The 20054-nt window shown below is 61.4% G+C and carries 16 protein-coding genes; 9 read left to right on the forward strand and 7 right to left on the reverse strand.

Annotated elements, in window-relative coordinates:
* The first annotated feature begins 4 nt into the window (after window positions 1-4).
* The 7 genes from L7A20_RS09000 to secA all read left to right on the forward strand — a co-directional run bounded on the left by L7A20_RS09000 (window position 5) and on the right by secA (window position 9848).
* Window positions 5-1111 carry a hypothetical protein gene (locus L7A20_RS09000; protein ID WP_237223148.1) on the forward strand — a complete coding sequence of 369 codons (1107 nt, stop codon included), beginning with the start codon at window positions 5-7 and terminating at the stop codon, window positions 1109-1111.
* 68 nt (window positions 1112-1179) lie between these two features.
* Entirely contained in the window at window positions 1180-1863 is a 684-nt protein-coding gene (mtrA, locus tag L7A20_RS09005; protein WP_237223149.1) for an MtrAB system response regulator MtrA, read from the forward strand.
* Between the two features lie 3 nt (window positions 1864-1866).
* Window positions 1867-3570 carry an MtrAB system histidine kinase MtrB gene (gene mtrB, locus L7A20_RS09010; RefSeq protein ID WP_237206324.1) on the forward strand — a complete coding sequence of 568 codons (1704 nt, stop codon included), beginning with the start codon at window positions 1867-1869 and terminating at the stop codon, window positions 3568-3570.
* Window positions 3560-5254, forward strand: coding sequence for a GerMN domain-containing protein (locus tag L7A20_RS09015; protein ID WP_237223150.1), 1695 nt, complete (start codon window positions 3560-3562; stop codon window positions 5252-5254). Before mtrB ends, L7A20_RS09015 begins: the two co-directional genes overlap by 11 nt.
* 68 nt (window positions 5255-5322) lie before the next feature.
* Window positions 5323-6129 carry a ComF family protein gene (locus L7A20_RS09020; protein ID WP_237223151.1) on the forward strand — a complete coding sequence of 269 codons (807 nt, stop codon included), beginning with the start codon at window positions 5323-5325 and terminating at the stop codon, window positions 6127-6129.
* A gap of 172 nt (window positions 6130-6301) precedes the next feature.
* On the forward strand, window positions 6302-6949 hold the full coding sequence (hpf, locus tag L7A20_RS09025) for a ribosome hibernation-promoting factor, HPF/YfiA family (RefSeq protein ID WP_237223152.1): 648 nt from the start codon (window positions 6302-6304) through the stop codon (window positions 6947-6949).
* Between the two features lie 247 nt (window positions 6950-7196).
* Window positions 7197-9848: a preprotein translocase subunit SecA gene (gene secA / locus L7A20_RS09030; RefSeq protein WP_237223153.1), complete on the forward strand. Its 2652-nt coding sequence runs from the start codon at window positions 7197-7199 to the stop codon at window positions 9846-9848.
* Between the two features lie 107 nt (window positions 9849-9955).
* Here secA and hisN read toward each other — a convergent pair whose 3' ends face one another.
* The 4 genes from hisN to L7A20_RS09050 form a co-directional block, all read right to left on the reverse strand.
* On the reverse strand, window positions 9956-10750 hold the full coding sequence (gene hisN / locus L7A20_RS09035; protein WP_237223154.1) for a histidinol-phosphatase: 795 nt from the start codon (window positions 10748-10750) through the stop codon (window positions 9956-9958).
* A 22-nt stretch (window positions 10751-10772) separates the two neighbouring features.
* On the reverse strand, window positions 10773-11861 hold the full coding sequence (rsgA, locus tag L7A20_RS09040) for a ribosome small subunit-dependent GTPase A (RefSeq protein ID WP_237185833.1): 1089 nt from the start codon (window positions 11859-11861) through the stop codon (window positions 10773-10775).
* Entirely contained in the window at window positions 11861-13228 is a 1368-nt protein-coding gene (gene aroA, locus L7A20_RS09045; protein WP_237223155.1) for a 3-phosphoshikimate 1-carboxyvinyltransferase, read from the reverse strand. The genes rsgA and aroA overlap by 1 nt, the downstream gene beginning before the upstream one ends.
* A 145-nt stretch (window positions 13229-13373) precedes the next feature.
* Entirely contained in the window at window positions 13374-13904 is a 531-nt protein-coding gene (locus tag L7A20_RS09050; RefSeq protein WP_237185834.1) for a DoxX family membrane protein, read from the reverse strand.
* A 236-nt stretch (window positions 13905-14140) separates the two neighbouring features.
* On the opposite strand from L7A20_RS09050, the gene L7A20_RS09055 reads away from it, so the two are divergent.
* Both L7A20_RS09055 and rsrA read left to right on the forward strand, forming a co-directional pair.
* Complete coding sequence (locus L7A20_RS09055) at window positions 14141-14839, forward strand: sigma-70 family RNA polymerase sigma factor (RefSeq protein ID WP_237185835.1); 699 nt, start codon at window positions 14141-14143, stop codon at window positions 14837-14839.
* A 14-nt stretch (window positions 14840-14853) separates the two neighbouring features.
* Window positions 14854-15132 (forward strand): mycothiol system anti-sigma-R factor, encoded by a 279-nt coding sequence (gene rsrA / locus L7A20_RS09060; RefSeq protein ID WP_237185836.1) that lies wholly within the window; start codon window positions 14854-14856, stop codon window positions 15130-15132.
* A gap of 55 nt (window positions 15133-15187) precedes the next feature.
* Here rsrA and L7A20_RS12120 read toward each other — a convergent pair whose 3' ends face one another.
* From L7A20_RS12120 to L7A20_RS09070, 3 genes are all read right to left on the reverse strand, one after another.
* Window positions 15188-15262 (reverse strand): 50S ribosomal protein bL37, encoded by a 75-nt coding sequence (locus L7A20_RS12120; protein WP_371300742.1) that lies wholly within the window; start codon window positions 15260-15262, stop codon window positions 15188-15190.
* A 158-nt stretch (window positions 15263-15420) separates the two neighbouring features.
* A complete protein-coding gene (locus L7A20_RS09065; protein WP_135011505.1) occupies window positions 15421-16020 on the reverse strand; it encodes a GDSL-type esterase/lipase family protein in 600 nt (199 codons plus the stop codon).
* Between the two features lie 172 nt (window positions 16021-16192).
* Window positions 16193-19939, reverse strand: a complete 3747-nt coding sequence (locus L7A20_RS09070; RefSeq protein WP_237223156.1) for a multifunctional oxoglutarate decarboxylase/oxoglutarate dehydrogenase thiamine pyrophosphate-binding subunit/dihydrolipoyllysine-residue succinyltransferase subunit — start codon at window positions 19937-19939, stop codon at window positions 16193-16195.
* Window positions 19940-20054: the final 115 nt, after the last annotated feature.

The raw sequence follows: 20054 nt of genomic DNA on the forward strand, positions 1-20054 counted from the left end.
CCCTATGCCTGTATCGAGGCCTACTCGCCCTGCCCTGTATTTGCCGACCGATGCCGAAATGCTGGTTGCTCGTAAGGACCTAGAGAGCCCGCTGACCTTTGAGGAGCACCTGACGGTTCGGGCTACCGGCCTGGGCGCCTGGGCAGGGGATGATGTGTTCGATGCGGTGACCCGTGTCCGCGGTGAGCTGGGGGAGCCCCATATTAGTTACCTGCCGGAGCTGGCCGACCGGGGCTACCGGGCAACCCTGCTGGCACGGTCTATCGCGGCCCTGGAAGGGTTGAGCGCGGATGGCACCGCCGCAGGTTGGCGGCTCACGGGTGGCTATGCCGCTGAGGGGGAGGCTGCCAGGTCGTTCCTGGAATCTGATATCAATATCCTGGCGGACGTCGTGGGGAAGGAAAGCGGTGCTGCCCCCGGAACCATTAAGTTGCGTCTGCTGGGGCCGTTGAGCCTAGCTGCCAGTACCTACTTAACCAGTGGCGAGCGCGTCCTCTCAGATCATGGTGCTCGGCGCGATGTTGCCGAGGCTCAGCGGGCTGGTTTTCACGGTGTGGTGAAGCTGCTGCGGCAGGCTGTGCCCGGTGCGCAGGTGCTGGTGCAGGTAGAAGAGCCTCTGCTGGTTGAGGTGGCGGCAGGTCAGTTGCTGACCTCTAGTGGCTACCGTACCCTGCGGGCTGTGCCGCGTCATGAGCTGGTGGCCCTGTTGGGGGCCCTACACGAGGAGCTAGAGGATTTGGGCGCTCAGGTAGTCACCCGTACTGATTATGTGAAGTTACACCCCGAGGTGAGGGCTACGCTTGCTAGCCCCCTGCTATCGATGGCGGGCCAGCCCACCTCAGCGTGGGAGGCACTGGCACCCCATCTAGAAGCTGAGAAGGGGCTTTACCTAGAGGTTGTTGATCCGTTGGTCCGGGTGCCTGCTGGCGATCTGGCCCGGGGGCTGTGGCGCACCTGGTCGGACCTTGGGTTGGGGAAGAAGCTTCTCAACCAGCTGGTGCTGACCGAAACCGGTAGCCTAGCTGCCACTGATCCGCAGCGGGCTACCACGGTGCTGGGGCACCTGACTGAGACAGCCCGTGCCCTGTCTGAAATCGCCCAAGACGCCTAAACCGGCTCACTGCCTAACCCCGGTACACTAGGGGGAGGCCCATTGTGAACCTCACCAGGAGACCCACCGTGAAAGAAACCATTCTTGTAGTTGACGACGACGATGCCCTGTCAGAGATGGTGGGTATCGTGCTGGCGCAAGAGGGCTACGAGACGGTCTTCTGCGACGCCGGTGACCGGGCCTTTGAGGCTTTTGCTACCCACCACCCCGACCTGATTCTGCTGGACTTCATGCTGCCGGGTATGGACGGCATTGAGGTCTGCACCCAGATTCGCGGGGAGTCGGACGTGCCCATCATCATGCTGACCGCTAAGGGCGATACCGAGGACGTGGTCAAGGGGCTAGAGGCTGGTGCCGATGACTACATGACCAAGCCCTTCAAACCCGCTGAGCTGCTGGCCCGCGTCCGCGCCCGTCTGCGCCCGCGTGAAGACCGCCATAACGAACCACTGCGTATCGGTAACCTCACCATTGACCTGGCAGGGCACACTGTGAGCCGCGAGGGTGAAACGATTCAGCTCACCCCTCTCGAATTTGAACTTCTGGCGAACCTGGCCCGCCAGCCCGGCCAGGTCATGACCCGCGAGGCTCTGCTGGGTAATGTGTGGGGCTACGAAAAGACCGTCGATTCCCGCCTGGTCAACGTGCATATTCAGCGTCTGCGCGCCAAGATTGAGCGCGACCCCGAGAACCCCGAGATCGTGCTGACCGTGCGCGGTGTGGGCTACAAGGCCGCGGCAGGCCAGCGCTAAACAGTGGCTGGTACTTCACCTCGCGCGTCCGCTCGGACTACCGCCCCCGCAGGCCCCTCCCGGGCCTACGGGCCCCTGGCCAGCGCCCGCAGGCTCTGGCAGCAGTCCCTACAGTTTCGCGCTGTGGTGGCAGCGGCCGGCCTGCTGCTGGTTGCCTTCGTCTTTGTGGGCTCTTTTATCTCCCACCAGATTGCTAACTCCCTCTTCCGGGGCAACTTAGAGCAGGCCCTCGAAGAGTCGTCGGCCGGTTTCAGTAATGTGCAGACCCTGATCAACGGCTCTGACGCGACCGGCCGCACCGAGATTCAGCGCGATGTCTCGCGTTTCTTGACCGTACTCGAGAGCAGTAGCGCCGATAGCAACCGCAACTGGGTGCTTCTCAAGGACGCGAACGCCACCACCGATGGCTTTATCGTGGAGCAGGCCCAGAGTAGCGAGGTCACGGTCAGCGACGTGCCCCAGGCGCTCGCCCAGAGCGTGAGTGAGGGCACGGGGATTTACTGGCAGTCCTCGAGTATTACCTCAGCGGACGGACGCCGCACCCCGGTTCTGGTGGTCGGCACCAGTATCTCGATACCCCAGAACCCCGACTACTCCCTGTACCTGATTTATGACCTGTCGACCTCGCAGGCGACCGTGCAGTACATCAACCTGGTGGTCTGGGTGGGCTTCGGCGTGCTTCTGGTCGTGGTGCTAACTATCGTGTGGATGATTGCCCGTTTTGTGATCCGTCCGATCAGTTCTACCGCTATCACCGCTGAGAAACTGGCAGCCGGTGACCTGGATCAGCGTGTGCTGGTACGCGGCCAGAACGAGACGGCGCGCCTGGGTATGTCTTTTAACCGTATGGCTGACTCCCTGCAAGACCAGATTTCTCGCCTTGAGAAGCTGTCAACCATGCAGCAGCGCTTTGTCTCTGACGTGTCGCACGAGCTGCGCACCCCGCTCACAACGGTGCGCATGGCAGCCGATATGCTGCACGATAACCGCGATAATATGGAGCCCCTCTACAAACGCTCCACCGAGCTGCTCTATAACCAGGTGGACCGCTTCGACTCCCTACTAGCCGACCTGCTCGAAATATCCCGCTTCGATGCCGGCTCCCAGACCCTCGATACGGTGTCGGTTGATTTTATGGCTGTGCTCGATGAGGTGCTCAAGGCTGTAGAACCCCACCTGATGCGCACCAACACCAGTTTGACCGTGCACACCGACTACACCGAGATTATGGTCGATATGGACCACCGCCGCATTGAGCGGGTGCTGCGCAACCTGCTGTTCAACGCCGTAGAGCACTCCGAGGGGCAACCGATCGACGTGTACGTTGACGCTACCGAAACCACCCTGGGCGTGGCAGTACGCGACCACGGCATTGGCCTGAGCCCCGAAGAAACCGAGCAGGTCTTCAACCGCTTCTGGCGGGCCGACACCTCCCGCAAACGCACCCTGGGCGGCACCGGCCTGGGGCTCTCCATCGCTGCCGAGGACGTCCGCCTGCACCAGGGCACCCTCGAAGCCTGGGGAATCAAGGGGCAGGGAGCCAGCTTCCGCATGACCATCCCCATCGACCAGGACGTGCCCATGGGCCCCTCCCCGGTCTTGCTGAGCGGCGAACCCCTACCCCCGCCGTCCGCTCCGGATACCGGTGCCACCCCGACCGTGAACCCCGACGCCTCAACCCCCTCGGAGCCCACCGTTGAACCCTAACCTTTCCCGCCGGTCAGCTCTCGGCCTCGCCCTCAGCTCTCTTGCGACCCTCACCGCCTGCGCCGCCATTCCCACCGACGGCGAAGTCAACCACTACGCCGACCCTCAGGCTACGGGTAGCACCTCCACCAGCGGCAGCTCACCCGAAGGTCCTGCTCCCGGGGCCCGGCCCACCGAGATCATCGAGGGCTTCTTGCACGCCGGGGTAGGGGTGAAGGACGACTACAGCGTAGCCAGGCTCTACCTGACCGAAGACCTGGCCCAGTCCTGGAAGCCGGACGGGCGCACACTGGTCTACAACTCATCCTTCACCACGGCCTCCGTCAGCGACTCAAGCTACCTGGTCACCGTGCCCACGAGCACCCTGGTTGACGATAAGGGCCTGGCTACCTCCTACACCACAGTGGCCGATACCGAGGTGGAGTTCACCCTGCGCCAGGTCGACGGGGAGTGGCGTATCTCCTCCGCTCCCGATGGAACGGTGCTGAGCAGGAATGAATTCGCGGACGTCTTCAACCCCTTCACCCTCTACTTCTACGACCCCACCTACACCTATGCTGTGCCCGATGTGCGCTGGTTCGCCGAGCGCACCACGGTAGCTACCTCCCTGGTGAGGGTACTCCTTGAAGGGCCGGCCCCCTACCTCACCGGGGCTGTCGTGACCGCTGTACCGGCCGATACCAGCCTGACCCGCAACTCCGTCCCCATCGAAAACGGGGTGGCTGACATCCAGCTCTCCGGGGGTACGTCTCTCACCGCAGCCAGCGCCCTCGAAACCGAGCGCCTACGCACCCAGCTCACCCAGACCCTCACCAACCTTGCCTCGGTCACCACGGTGCAGCTCACCATCAACGACCAGATCGTTGCGGCCCCCACCCTCGAGAACTACCGGGAACCGGCAGTTAACCCCGAAGCCGCCAGCAACATTGTGGGTATCGAAGATAACCGCCTGATTGCCCGGGCAGCCCTGGACGATACCGCCAGCCAGCAGACCATCGTAGAGACCTCGGCCCAGGCCCTCATTACCCTGCCCGCCATGAACTACACCCGTAACTACTACGCCTACACCAACACCGGGCAGAACGAGATTTGGCTGGCTAACTCCAACGGTGCCCGCTCGGTCTACCGGGGCACCCACGTTCTAGGGCCCTGCTTTGACCACCAGAACTGGCTCTGGGTGGGGGAGCAGGACGGCTCTGTTCGGGTTATCGCCGCAGGCCAGGAAGGCAGCGCCGCCCGCGAGGTCACCAGCTGGATTGAGGGGGAGCTCTTGCAGAGCATCTCTATCGCCCGCGACGGTAGCCGGGCCGTACTGGTCACCTCGGCAGCCGACGGAAGCAACTACGGGGCCTGGGTCTCGGCTATCCGCCGGTCGGCAGACGGTACCCCCACCCAGCTCCTTGACCCGGTGCGCTTGGGCGCAGAGATTAACCCGCGCGGGGCTGAATGGGTCAGTGACGTGGAGGTCTTCCTCTGGAATACCGACACCACCCAGACCGAACTGGTCTCCCTGACCGGCGAGAACACCCAGTACGATTCCCTGCAAGGCATTACCCGCATTGTCACCGGCAACGGTATTGACCAGGCAGTTGCGATGACCAAGGACGGCGGGCTGTATATCGTAGCCGGGCTGAGCTGGACCCGCATAGAAAGCAGCCTCAGCGAAATCAACTACGCCGGCTAAGAGAAATGGTCTGGACCACTTATCCCCAGCCCTGGCAGGTAGCCGCCTGACCCTGCCAGGCTGGGGGTATGACGTCCACCCACCCTCTTCTGCCCGATATGCTGACCAGCTGGCGGCAGACCACAGAACTCTTCTTCCCCAGGGTCTGCGCCAGCTGCCAGACCTACGGGCCCAGCATGCTGGCGTCCGCTGCCCTCTGCCCCCTGTGCGACCGGCTGGTGCGCCTGGCCACCCTCAACCTACAGACCATTACCCTGCCCGGCACGCAGCTGTCGGTGGTGTCTGCTGGCCGCTACGAGCACGAGCTGGGGCGCTGCGTCCTGGCCTATAAGGATGCCGGACGCACCGACCTGAGCCCCTACCTCGCCTCGGCCCTGGCCCGGGCTGTGACCTGCCTTCTAGAGCTGAGCGAGAGCGAACTGGAGCCCGACGAGCCCATCTACCTGGTGCCCCTACCCTCCAGCCGGGCCTCGGTGCGCAGGCGGGGCTATGCCCCAGCCCCGCTCCTAGCCCGCGCGGTGCTACCCCTCCTGCTCTACCCGGCACCGGTCAAGGTGGCGGACGCGCTCGCCCAGGTTCCTGCCTGGAAGCGGGGAATGCGCGGTGCCAAAGGTGCCCAAGCCCAGAAAACACTGGGCCTCGAAGAGCGCCACCGGCAGATGCAGGGAAAACTTACCCTGGGCAAGCCTGCCCTGCACCAGCTGGGGCGTTACTACCGTCTAGAGGGGGCCCGCTGTCTGTTGGTTGACGATGTGTTTACCACCGGAGCCTCCCTGAAGGAGGGCCACCGGGTGCTGACCAGCCAGGGAGCCAGAGTGCTGGGTGGGGCAACTATCGCGTATGTTCCCAAGCGGCAGCGGTATAACACAGAGTGAGGTGGCGCACCAAAAATCTTACTCTTTCCTGCGAAATGAACCGTAAAAGCCTTAAAAAAATGACTTAGACCACAAAACGGCGTAGAGTTGCGTTAAGGAATCCACAAGACAGATTCCCCAATACCCGGCAGTCACAGGGTCGGGTATTCACCCCCTGAGAATGGAGGGAATTGTGGAACTCAACATCACCGGCCGCAACGTCAAAGTAAGTGAACGTCTGCAGGAACACGTTGAAAGTAAAATCACCAAGTTCGAAGCTCTAGGTGACAACGTAACCGACATCGAAGTCAAGTTCACCAAGGAAGGCCAAAACGGCCCCGCGGCTATCCGAGTGGAAATCACCGTTATCGGCCGCGGCCCCGTGCTCCGAGCAGAAGCAACCGGTCAAGATAAGTTCGCAGTTTTCGACGAAACCTATGGCAAGCTCCTAGAACGCCTCCGCCGCGCCCGCGACCGTCGCAAAACCCGCCGCGCAGGGGGCAAGCACCCCATCTCGGTCTCAGAAGCCACCGGCTCACTGCCTGTCATCACCGACCAGGTCGCCCTCACCGAAATTCAGACCGAAGACCTACCCGTTGAAGAGGCGGCTTTCGCTGGAGAATACGACCTGCATGAAGAGGCAGATTCACCCATCGAAATCCGTCAGAAGACATTCCCCGCTGATTACCTGACCCCCGAAGAGGCAGTTGACCGCATGGAACTTGTAGGCCATGACTTCTTCCTCTACGTCGACAAGGCAACCGGATCCCCCGCAGCGGTCTACCGCCGCAAGGGCTGGTCCTACGGTGTGATTACCCTGGGAGAGGAATCCGCCTCATAAAATAACCGCAAACTACTTAGGCCCCCTGCTCTTTCTGCCAGCTTCCGGTGGAGAAGAGCAGGGGGTCTTCTTTGTACTCACCCGGTGGTGGGGAGCGTCCTCTTTTGAGGTTTTCCACTAAACGCTCTGCAGTTTCAAGCCCAGAGGTGAACGTTCCCAGCGCACCGGGGGACTAAACTAGAATAGAGTGAGCACGGTGGGCTCACCCTGCCCGCCCCCTATCAAACCAATCAAGGAGCAAACTTCAGTGGCATCTCTCTTGGAAAAGCTACTCCGCAGCGGAGACCAAAAAGTCCTCAAGCAGCTGCGTGCTTACACCGAAGCAGTGAACTCACTCGAAGACAGCTTTGTCGCTATGAGCGACGCCGAGCTACGCGCTGAAACCGACGCCTTCCGTAAGCGCGTTGAGGACGGCGAGTCACTGGACCTTCTGCTCCCCGAAGCTTTTGCTGTGGTCCGCGAAGCCTCAAAACGAACCCTGGGCAAGCGCCACTACGATGTGCAGCTCATGGGCGGCGCCGCCCTGCACCTGGGCAATATTGCCGAAATGAAAACCGGTGAGGGTAAGACCCTGGTCGCCACCGCCCCTGCCTACCTCAATGCCCTCTCCGGTAAGGGCGTGCACGTGGTCACCGTCAACGACTACCTGGCTGAGTACCAGGCTAACCTGATGGGCCGAGTCTTCCGTTTCCTGGGCATGGAATCTGGCGTCATCTTGGCTAACCAGACCCCCGAGGTCCGCCGTAAGCAGTACCAAGCGGACATCACTTACGGAACCAACAACGAATTCGGCTTTGACTATCTGCGCGATAACATGGCCTGGACCAAAGAGGAACAGGTGCAGCGCGGACACAACTTTGCCATCGTCGATGAGGTCGACTCCATCCTGATTGACGAGGCCCGTACTCCGCTGATTATTTCTGGACCCGCCATGGGCGAGGCCAACCGCTGGTACGGCGAATTTGCCCGTATCGCCCGCACTCTGGTGGCCGGTGAAGACTATGAGGTCGATGAAAAGAAGCGCACCGTGGGCGTGCTCGAATCGGGTATCGATAAGGTCGAAGACCACCTGGGCATCGATAACCTCTACGAGTCACAGAACACCCCCCTGATTGGCTTCCTCAACAACGCTATTAAGGCCAAGGAACTCTTCAAGGGCAACAAGGACTACGTCGTCATGAACGGCGAAGTCATGATTGTTGATGAGCACACCGGTCGTATTCTGGCAGGTCGCCGCTACAATGACGGCATCCACCAGGCCATTGAAGCCAAGGAAGAGGTCGAGGTCAAGCCTGAAAATCAGACCATGGCGACCGTGACCCTGCAGAACTATTTCCGCATGTACAACAAGCTCTCGGGCATGACCGGTACCGCTGAGACCGAGGCCGCTGAGTTCATGAACACCTACGAGCTGGGTGTCGTGCCGATTCCGACCAACAAGGAAAAGCAGCGTATCGACCAGCCCGATAAGGTCTACAAGAACGAGATTGCCAAGTTCAACGCGGTGGTCAAAGATATCGAAGAGCGCCACGCTACCGGCCAGCCCGTGCTGGTAGGTACCACCAGCGTTGAGAAGTCTGAGTACCTCTCTAAGCTGCTGTCGAAGGCGGGCGTCCGCCACGAAGTTCTGAACGCTAAGAATAACGCCCGTGAAGCTGCCATCGTTGCCCAGGCTGGCCGTAAGGGTGCCGTCACCGTAGCAACCAACATGGCAGGCCGCGGTACCGATATTATGCTCGGTGGCAACCCCGAGTTTGAGGCCGTTGAGACCATGAAGGCCCTGGGTCTTGACCCCAACGAGAAGCCCGAAGAGTATGAGGCTAAGTGGCCCGAGGTGCTTGCCGCAGCGGAGCAGGCCTCTGCTGCCGAGCACGAAGAGGTTAAAGACCTGGGTGGCCTGTATGTGCTGGGTACCGAGCGTCACGAATCCCGCCGCATCGATAACCAGCTGCGCGGACGTTCGGGCCGCCAGGGCGACCCCGGCGAGTCCCGCTTCTACCTGTCACTTTCTGATGACCTGATGCGTCTCTTCAACGGCCAGGCAGCTGCCCGCCTAATGGCCGGTGCCCCCGACGATACCGCCCTGGAAGCCAAGATTGTTTCCCGCGTCATTGCCAACGCCCAGGGCCAGGTTGAGGCCCGCAACGCTGAGCAGCGCAAAAACGTACTCAAGTATGACGATGTGCTCAACCGCCAGCGCGAGGCCATGTACAAGGACCGCGCCCAGATTCTGGCAGGCGATGATCTCAAGGAACAGATTGAGAAGTTCCGCACCGAGGTTATTACGTCCGCTATCGATGCCCAGGTGGGCGAGGGCCACGCCGAGGACTGGGACTTTGAGAAGCTCTGGGAGAACCTGCGCACCATCTTCCCGGTTACCATTACCCCCGAAGACCTGGCTGAAGAAGCGGGCGACAAGACCAAGGTCACCCGCGACCAGATCGTCAAGGAAGTGCTGGCTGACGCTGAGATGCAGTACACTGAGCGCGAAGAGTCCGTGGGTGAGGAAGCCATGCGCGAGATTGAGCGCCGCGTGGTGCTCTCGGTCATCGGTAAGCGCTGGCCTGAGCACCTCTACGAGATGGACTACCTTAAGGAAGGCATTGGCCTGCGCGCCATGGCCCAGCGTGACCCCCTGGTGGAGTACCAGCGTGAGGGTTATGCCCTCTACCAGAGCATGATGGGCGGTATTCGTGAGGAGACCGTGTCGATGCTCTACAGCGTGGACCTGTCGAAGCAGCGTACCCAGCAGTCGAAGATTCAGCTGAAGATTCCTGCCCAGCCTAAGTTCCTGCAGTACTCAGCTCCCTCTGAGTCCGGTAAGACCGAGGTGCATACCGAGGCAGTGAACAACCGCAGCAATGAGCAGATTTCGATTCTGAACCAGCGTAAGAAGTAGTTCAGCACAAGAAACCGCTCAGACTAAAGGCCTCGAATCCTTGATACAGGATTCGGGGCCTTTGGTCTAGGTTGAAGCGTTTAGCCCGGTCTCGTGAGACCCCGGCTTTAGAGGGTCTTGTCGGTCCCCAGATAGGAAAGGGCGGCCTCGTGCAGGTGGCCGTTGGTGGCTAGGGCGTTGCTGCCGTGGGGGCCGTCCGCTCCTGCCAGGGAGGTGAAGCGTCCGCCTGCTTCGGTCACGATGGGGACCAGGGCGGCCATATCGTAGAGGCCGAGTTCGGGTTCGGCGGCGGCGTCGACGACGCCCTCTGCAACCATCATGTAGGACCAGAAGTCGCCGTAGGCTCGGGTGCGCCAGACGGTGTCGGTCAGGTCGATGAAGTTATCGCGCAGGCCCAAATCGCGCCAGCCGGTGAGGGAAGAGTAGGAGAAGGAGGCGTCCTCGAGCTGGGCGACAGAGGAGACCGAGATACGGGTAGCCTTGGCGAGGGAGCGGCCGGTGTAGGCGCCGGTGCCTTCGGCTGCCCACCAGCGGCGTTGGAGGGCGGGGGCGGAGACGACGCCGACGACGGGCTTGCCGTGGTCAAGCAGGGCTATGAGGGTAGCCCAGACGGGCACACCGCGCACGAAGTTCTTGGTGCCGTCGATGGGGTCGATGACCCACTGGCGGGGGGAAGACCCGGTTTCCCCGAATTCTTCACCCAGCACTGAGTCACGGGTGCGGACGCGGGACAGCTGGGAACGGATGAGCTGCTCGGCTTCGCGGTCGGCGTCGGTGACGGGGGTGAGGTCGGGTTTGGTGTCGACGGCGAAATCGTGGGAGGTGAACTTGGCCAGGGTGAGGCGGTCTACCGCATCAGCCATGATGTGGGCCAGGCGCAGGTCGTCGGTGTAGTTAGTCATGGTCTCGTGTGCCTTGGTGTGTTTAGAGGTCTACGACGCCGAGTTCTTTCTCGGTGTCGCCGGTTTCTTCGTCGACGCGCAGGAGCTTGCGCAGGGAGTCGAGGCGTTCTGGACCAGCGGGGCCGGCCTGGCCCGCTTCGACGTAGGCGGTCAGGCCGCAGTCGGGGGCGGACGCCGAGTGGGTACAGCCCTTAGGGCAGTTGGCTGAGCCCGGGGCAAGGTCGGTGAAGGAGGCGACCAGGGTGTCGGGTTCGACGTGGGCTAGACCGAAGGAACGGATACCGGGGGTGTCGATAATCCAGGTGCCGGGGGCTGACTTCTGGGGCTGGAGGGCCAGGGCTGAGGACGAGGTGTGGCGGCCGCGCCCGGTCACGGCATTCACATGCCCCGTGGCGCGTTCTGCCCCGGTCAGGGCGTTGACCAGGGTTGATTTGCCCACACCGGAGTGGCCCAGGAGCACAGAGACCGAGCCATCGAGATACTCAGAGAGCTGCTCAACGAGGGTGGTGTCGAGCCCCTCGGAGCCTTCCTCGCTGGGGGCGCGGCCGTCCTTGGACTTAGACAGCAAGATGGTGAGCTCAACGTCCCGGTAGTAGTCCAGCAGCCATTGAGGGTGTTTGAGGTCGGTCTTGGTGATGCAGAGAATGGGGGTGAGCCCGGCGTCGAAGGCGGCTGCTAGGGACCGGTCGATAAAGCCGGTGCGGGGCTCGGGGTTTTCTGCGGCGACCACGATAACCAGGTTGTCAGCGTTGGCAACGACGACGCGCTCGACGGGGTCGGTATCGTCGGCGCTGCGGCGTAGCAGGTTGGTGCGCTCTTCGATACGGACGAGACGGGCCAGGGTATCGGGCTTACCGCTGGTGTCCCCCACGAGGGCAACCTTGTCGCCCACCACGATAGGGGAGCGGCGAAGCTCCCGGGCGCGCACGGCGGTGACGACCCGTTCGCTACTCTTGCCCTCATCGAGTATGGCGGTATAGCGGCCCCGGTCTACGGTGATGATGCGGCCAATCTCGGCGTCCTTATGGGCGGGGCGGTCTTTGGTGCGGGGGCGGGAACCCTTCTTATTGGGGCGTACCCGTACATCGCTTTCATCCCAGGAACGGCGCATTAGGCAGCACCTGCCTGCCACTGGTCCAGCATGTTCTGCCAGAGCCCGGTGAAGTTGGGCAGGGTCTTGGAGGTGGTCTCTACGTTTTCAACTACGACACCCGGAACAACCAGCCCCATGACGGCTGCCGCGGTGGCCATACGGTGATCAGCGTAGGTACGCATGAGAGCCCCGTGAACCACGGGTTCGGTAACGCGAATACCGTCTTCGGTTTCTTTAGCCCTACCACCGAGACGGTTGATCTCGGCGGTCAAGGCAGCAAGTCGGTCAGTTTCGTGCCCGCGCAGGTGAGCAATGCCGGAAAGGACGCTGGTCGCCGGCGAGAGAGCGATGAGGGCAGCAACAGTGGGGGCCAGTTCACCGGCCTCGGCCAGGTCGAGTTCAACACCGGGCAGACCGGACGCCGCGCCGCCGGCAGGGCCGGTGACGGTCAGGTTCCCGTCGGCCAGCTCTACCCGGGCCCCAAAGAGGGGCAGAATCTTCCGCCAATGGTCCCCACCCTGGGTAGTGGACTCGGGCCAGCGCGGAACCGTCACCGAGGCCCCGGTGGCTACTGCAGCAACCAGGAAGGGCCCAGCGTTAGAAAGATCGGGCTCAACGGTAACCTCAAAGCCGGGGAAGCCACCGGGGGCAACCGTCCAGGTATCGGTGCCGTTGAAGTCAACGCTAATACCGAGCTCACGCATGGTCTCAACGGTCATCTCAATGTGGGGCATCGAGGGCACCGGGCCACCCTCGTGCCGCAGCACCAGACCCCGCTCAAAACGGCAGGCAGCCAGCAGAAGGGCAGAGACAAACTGGGAAGAACCTGAAGCATCAATGGTCAGTTCGGGCACCTGCACCGAACCGGTAGAAACGACCGTAAAGGGCAGGGAGCCGCGACCGGCGTCCTCGACCTCAACCCCCAGGCCCCGCAGGGCCTCAACCACCGGCAGCATGGGGCGAACCCGCGCATGCTCATCGCCATCGAAATGGAAAGTACCGGGCAGTAGAGCAGCAACCGGGGGCACAAAACGCATCACAGTACCCGCCAATCCCACATCAATGGAGGCCTCACGGGCAACGGTCGCAGAAAAATCTAGGGGGGTCACCCGTAGGTCAGGGCCAAAGGCACTACCGGTTTCAATCTCTTCAAAACGGGCACCCAGAGCAGTCAGTGCGGCCACCATTAGCCGCGAATCGCGCGAATGCAGGGGAGCGTGAATCACCGAGGGGCTATCAGCTAAAGCCGCCAGCAGCAGGTAACGATTGGTGAGCGACTTAGACCCCGGAATCTCCACCCGGGCATGGGCACCGCCGGGCACCGTCACGGTGGGCGCTAGCCAGTCTCCATCGGCAACTAAGGGCTGCTTGGTCGCATCAACCACAAATAAAACCTACTTCGGAATCAGTTATTACGGCGTACTCCCTCCCTATTTTAGGTGGGCGGGGCAGCAAACAAGAAAACCCCGCACCGATATGATGCGGGGTTTATCGAAAGTTCACGGGGTCTTACACCCGGTAGGGGCCAGCTTAGGCGAAGAGGTCCTCAACCTTTTTCTGGGCATCAGAAGCGGCGTCCTGAACATCGGAAGCCAGCTGGTGGGACTTCTTAGCTACCTGATCACCCAGCTTGGAAGCTCGCCAGGCCAGTGAGGGGTTACCATCGGTATCAACAGCTGAGATAGCAATAGCGCCCAGCAGGGAGCCATTGAGCACAGCAGCATTGCGGCGGGCAGTCTTCTCTTCCTTAGTCTCAGCCTCGGTAGCGCGGTACTCAACGTAGGAGTTAATAGCACCGGTAGCCAGCAGGACGCTCGCAGAAAGACGGGGCAGCTTACCCAGAGCAAAAAGGGCACCGGCAGCTACCTGAGAGCCAGCCAAAGCCTGACCCACCAGCTTCTCCTGGCCACGCAGCACAGAAAGCTGAGGGGCAGAAGTCGCAGCCAGGTTAACCACCTTAGCCAGGTGCTTGGACGATTCGGGGTCACGCAGACGGTCAACACCCGAGATAATAAAGCTTGAAGCCAGCAGAGGGCGAGCAAAACGGCGAACCAAAGACATGAGTTCCTCCTTCACGGGGTGCGAGGCCCCTTTGCGATGTATCACAGATACCTAACACTACTAAGCATACATATAGACCGGTGGGTTCAGCCACTTTATTGCACCACCAGCGCAAAATTACTCCGGTTCTGGGGAATAAGTGCCGCTAGCGCTCGTTATATCTGGTGTACTCGGCGCGTAGCTGCGCCCATTGGCAGGTACAGTAAGACAAAAGACCACAGCACACCTGGAGGGAAATGACAGCCACGCCCCCGGCCCCCAGCACTGAACCTGCGCCGACCACCGACGTCCTCGCCCCCGAAGGCAACGAACCCGATGTGCGCTCCCGCGAAACCGACGCCGAGCGCAAAGCCCGTTTTGAACGAGAAGCCCTACTATACGTAGACCAGCTCTACGCCGCCGCCCTGCGCATGGCCCGCAACCCGCAGGACGCCGAAGACCTCGTTCAAGAGGCCTACATGAAAGCCTTCTCTGCCTTCCACCAGTACAAGCCCGGAACCAACCTCAAAGCCTGGCTCTACCGGATCCTCACCAATACCTACATCAACGTCTACCGCAAACGCCAACGCGAGCCCTACCAGGCCAACACCGACACCGTCGAAGACTGGCAGCTAGCCCAGGCCGGAGCCCACGACTCCAAGGGCCTACCTTCTGCGGAAAACGAAGCCCTTGCCCACCTGCCCGACAGCGACATCAAAGAGGCTCTGCAGTCTATCCCCGAAGACTTCCGCATGGCCGTCTACTACTCCGATGTCGAAGGGTTCTCCTACAAAGAGATTTCCGAGATCATGGACACCCCCATCGGTACCGTCATGTCCCGCCTGCACCGCGGCCGCAAACTGCTCAGAGACAAACTCACCGACTACGCCGCCGAACGCGGCATCAAAACCACGACCACCGGCAAGGCCGGCGCCCGCCAAACCGCTAGGGCCTAAGAAAGGAGCCACCAATGACTGCCGTACACAACCCGAGCCCTTCTACCCCCTGCGAAGAGCGCCTGGCCAAAATCTACACCTACATTGACGACCCGCTCAGCTGCCAGGACCTTGAAGAACTCCAAGCCCACCTAGCCGAATGTGAAACCTGCGCCAAGGAATACGACCTAGAGTGCATCATCCGCCAAGCAGTGCGCCGCACCTGCAAGGAAACCGCCCCCGTCGACCTCAAAAGCCGTATCCGTGCCTGCATCGACGATATCCATACCGGAGGGCACCCGGCAGCTAATTAGCCAATAACAAAGGGCCCCTGCTCGCTTCTGCGAGTAGGGGCCCTTGTCGATTGCCTTATGAGTTGGGGCGCTTACCGTGGTTAGCGCTACCCTTACGGCGATCCTTACGCTTGCGACCGCGCTTGCTCATGAGAGCCTCCTTGATCAAGGTGGAGTGCCCGTCAGGATAACGGAGCACAAATGGTCGATAGCACCTTAGAATAGGCACTTCTCACTATTTTCGCATACCTTGGCTAGCTTTGCACACCCCGGGTTTGTCACAGGGGCAGGCACCTGCCAGAGACTTCCTTAAACGGGCTCTGAAATCTGAAGCCAGTTGTACCAGCCGCGGTGCAGGACCAGCCAGGCAATCAGGCCGTAGCCGGACTGACCGGGGCGGCCATCGTTCGCTGCCAGGTCATTGCGCCACTGCTCATGGTGCAGCAGGGGGTTGAAGGTATCAACGTAGACGTGGTTACGGCGGGTCACCACATCGGCGTAGGCTGCCGACAGGTCGGCAATCTTGCGGTTACGCTCAGCATCGAGAGTGGGCGGGGGGCCAACAACCAGAACCTTCACGTTGTTCTGGGAGGCCATATCGACCATGTTCGCCAGGTTCAGGCGGGAGCGGGCGCTGGTGAGGCCCAGGTCGATGTCGAAGGTTGAGGGGGCAATGACCAGGCGGTTCTCGTGGCCCTGGGCAAAGCGACGGCTGGCTTCTTCAAACCAGCGAGCGTTGAGCTGTTCGCTACCCTCACCGGGAGCTGCCAGATTATAGGCAGAGATAGAGGCAGAGGTCTGAGGGGTACGCGCCATAACGCGCCCGAACCACCCGAGGGTGCGGGGGTCCCCGACGCCTGCGAGCAGATCATCGCCAACGGCTACAAGTCGAATTTTTCGCTGATCCACGTGTTTCTTTCTACAAGGTTGAGGGGCGGTAAACCCCGCAACGTTGGTCTCGTTCGTTCTGTACCAGTCTAAACCCTGGAGCCCGCCAGTGCACGGTGGGCGCACCGCAAACGGGCAGTGCCCGGGTCTTGAAGATCAAGACCCGGGCACAAGAGCTGGGCAAAGCCCTAGCTTAGCGGTCGAATACCTCGGAGATGAGGTTATCGAGCTCGCGCTGGTGACGCTTACCGGTACCGGCTGCGGGGGAAGCGGCTGCCGGGCGGGAAATCAGCTTCATGCGGTAGTCAATCTGGGGGAGCAGGTTAACCGCCATGAAGGGCCACTGGCCCTGGTTAGCAGGTTCGTCCTGGGCCCAGACCAGTTCCGCATTGGGGTAGGCAGCAATCTGCTCCTTGATCTCTGCGGACGGCAGGGGGTAGAGCTGCTCGACTCGCACAATTGCGGTGCTCTTATCGCCGCGCTTGGCGCGCTCTGCTTCCAGGTCGTAGTAGAGACGGCCCGAGACGAAGACCAGGCGGGTCACGTCAGCGGGGTTCAGGTTACCCTGGTCCTCGATGACGGGCTTGAAGCTACCGCTGGTGAAGTCTTCAACCGATGAGGCAGCAGCCTTGAGGCGCAGCAGCTGCTTGGGGGTGATAACGATCAGCGGCTTGTGCGGGCGGGAGTGGGCCTGGCGGCGCAGCAGGTGGAAGTGGTTAGCCGGGGTCGAGGGAACAGCAACGGTCATGTTGTTCTCGGCGCACAGCTGCAGGTAACGCTCCATACGGGCTGATGAGTGGTCAGGGCCCTGACCCTCAAAACCGTGGGGGAGCAGCAGCACCAGTGAGGAACGCTGGGCCCACTTCTGCTCTGCTGACGAGATGAACTCATCAACGATGGTCTGGGCGCCGTTGGCGAAGTCGCCGAACTGGGCCTCCCAGAGCACCAGGGAGTCCGGGCGCTCTACGGAGTAGCCGTACTCGAAGCCCATGACGCCGTACTCGGAGAGCAGGGAGTTGTAGATGGAGTACTTACCCTGGGTTTCTGAGAGGTTAGCCAGGGGGTTCCACTCTTCGTCGGTCAGAGAGTCGTGGAGCACGGAGTGGCGCTGGACGAAGGTGCCGCGCTGGACGTCCTGACCGGTCAGGCGCACATCGCGGCCTTCCAGCAGGAGGGAGGCGAAGGCAGCAAGCTCGCCGAAGCCCCAGTTGATGTTGCCCTCGGTTGACATCTTGACGCGCTGTTCAAGCAGCTTCTTGAGCTTCTTGTGCACGGTGAAACCCTCGGGAATTTTGCCGAAGGCCTGGCCAATCTGAGCCAGGGTCTCAGCAGAGATAGCGGTCTCGCCGGCAACGTGAACGGAATCCTCATTCTGCTGTGCAGCAGGGCGCTCGATGTTAGAAACAGCGGCAGCATCTGCGGTGACTAGGGGAGCGGAGGACGACTGGGCCTCGTGGGTCTCGGTGAAAATCTGCTCCAGGCGGGACTGGTAGTCCTTCAGAGCACGCTCGGCCTCGTCCTGGGAGATGTCGCCGCGGCCGACCAGGGCTTCGGTGTAAATCTTGCGGGTTGAGGGCAGTTCCTCAATCTGCTGGTACATCTTGGGCTGGGTCATCGAGGGATCGTCTGCTTCGTTGTGACCGCGGCGGCGGTAGCAGACCAGGTCAATGACGACGTCCTTGTTGAAGGCCTGGCGGTAGGCGAAGGCGATGGAGCCTGCGCGGACGACGGCCTCGGGATCATCGGCATTCACGTGCAGCACGGGAGCTTGAATCATGCGGGCGATGTCAGTGGAGTAGGTTGCGGTGCGACCATCGCGCGGGGTGGTGGTGAAGCCCACCTGGTTGTTGACCACGATGTGTACGGTACCGCCGGTGGTGTAGCCCTCAAGCTTGGACATCTGCAGGGTTTCTAGCACGATGCCCTGGCCAGCGAAGGCTGCGTCGCCGTGAACCAGGATCGGCAGTACGGGGTAGTTGCCGATGCCCTGTTCAGCCAGGGTGTCCTGCTTAGCGCGGACGATACCCTCAAGCACGGTGTTGACGGCTTCCAGATGGGAGGGGTTAGCGGCCAGGTAGACCTGGGTCTGGTTGCCGTTGTGGGAGGTAAAGACTCCCTCTGTGCCCAGGTGGTACTTGACGTCGCCGGAGCCACCGGTCAGGCGGGGATCCATCTGACCCTCGAACTCACGGAAGATCTGGGCGTAGGACTTACCTGCAATATTGGTCAGCACGTTGAGACGACCGCGGTGGGCCATACCGATACCGACCCCATTCAGGCCAGCGTCTGCTGCTTCAGAAATCACCGAGTCAAGCAGAGGAATCAGGGATTCGCCGCCCTCCAGCGAGAAGCGCTTCTGACCCAGATACTTGGTCTGCAGGAAGGTTTCGAAAGCTTCAGCGGCGTTCAGGGTGCCCAGCACACGGAACTGCTCGTCACGGGAGGGCTTGGTGTAGCCGTGCTCCAAACGATCCTGGAACCACTGGCGCTCTTCGGGATTCTCGATGTGCATGTACTCGACACCCAGGGTGCGGGTGTAGGCCTCGCGCAAAAGCTCAAGAATGGTGCGCAGGGGCAGGGATTCTTTTTCGCCAAAACCGCCGGTGGGCCAGTAACGGTCAAGGTCCCAGAGGGTCAAGCCGTAGTTTTCCAGGCGTAGATCGGGGTGGGAGAGCATCTGGTAGCCGATGGGGTTGGTCTGGGCTACTAGGTGGCCGCGTACACGGAAGGCGTGAATGAGCTGCTGGATACGGGCAACCTTGGAAATTTCGGCTTCGGGGTTGACCTGGTTGTCGCGGGCCCAACGGACGGGCTCAAAGGGGATGCGCAGGTCTTCGAAGATCTGGTCGTAGAAGCCATCGCCACCGAGCAGGTAGTGCTCCACAATCTTGAGGAACTCGCCGGAGCCTGCGCCCTGGATAACTCGGTGATCGTAGGTCGAGGTCAGGGTCAGAATCTTGGAGACGCCGTTGCGGGCGATGACCTTTTCTGAGGTGCCGCGGTACTCGGCAGGGTAATCCAGGGCGCCGGCGCCGATAATGGCCGCCTGGCCCTTAGAGAGACGGGGGACGGAGTGGACGGTGCCAATACCGCCGGGATTGGTGAGCGATACGGTGGTGCCGGCGAAGTCTTCAACGCCGAGCTTGCCCTCGCGTCCGCGCTTGACGATGTCGTTGTAGGCTTCCCAGAACTCTGAGAAGGAAAGCTTCTCTGCGCCCTTGATGTTGGGCACAACCAGGTTGCGAGAACCATCGGGGCGGGGTAGGTCAATGGCCAGGCCAAAGTTGACGTGGGCGTGCTGGATAGCGGCGGGCTTGCCCTTGGCGTCCTCACCGTAGCTGACGTTCATGGAGGGGAAAGCAGCAAGGGCACGGATAATGGCGTAGCCGATGATATGGGTGAAGGAGACCTTGCCGCCTCGGGTGCGTGCCAGGTAGCTGTTGATCTCGGTGCGGTTATCGATCAGCAACTTGGCGGGAATGGCGCGGACGGTGGTTGCAGTGGGTACGCTCAGTGACTCATCCATGTTGGTGGCAACCGCCTTGGCGGGGCCGCGCAGGGTGACAATCTGGTCTTCTTGGGGAGCGTCGCTCACGGGTTCTTCCTTCGGGGTAGCGGGCTTGGTCGCTGAGGGGTTGCTTGCCTTGGGTGCTGCCTTCGGAGCGGACTTGGGGTCAGCTTCTGGAGCAGGGGTCTTGGGGGTAGAGGGAACTGGCGCCTTGGAGGGGACTTCACTGGTCGGGGCGGACGCCGCAGCAGGCTCCTTTGCCTGCTGGGTGCTAGGTGCGCTCCCGGTTGTGCCTGCCCACTGGTCAAATAGGGGCCACCATGTCTCGTCGACTGAATTGCGGTCCTGCTCGTACTTTTCAAAGAGCTCTTCGACGAGCCACTCGTTACCCGCGAACTCTTCGGGAACCGTATGTTCTGGCTGGTTTGGCACTTCTCTTACGCCTCTTCCATCTCTTGTGATTGCTGAGTGCCAAAACCGCTTTTGGCACGAGGTGGGCGGGCATCGCACACTACGTTGGGCGCGTGATGTACCGCATATCTTTGTC

The organism is Rothia nasimurium, assembly GCF_928381415.1.
Classification (GTDB): domain Bacteria; phylum Actinomycetota; class Actinomycetes; order Actinomycetales; family Micrococcaceae; genus Rothia; species Rothia nasimurium_H.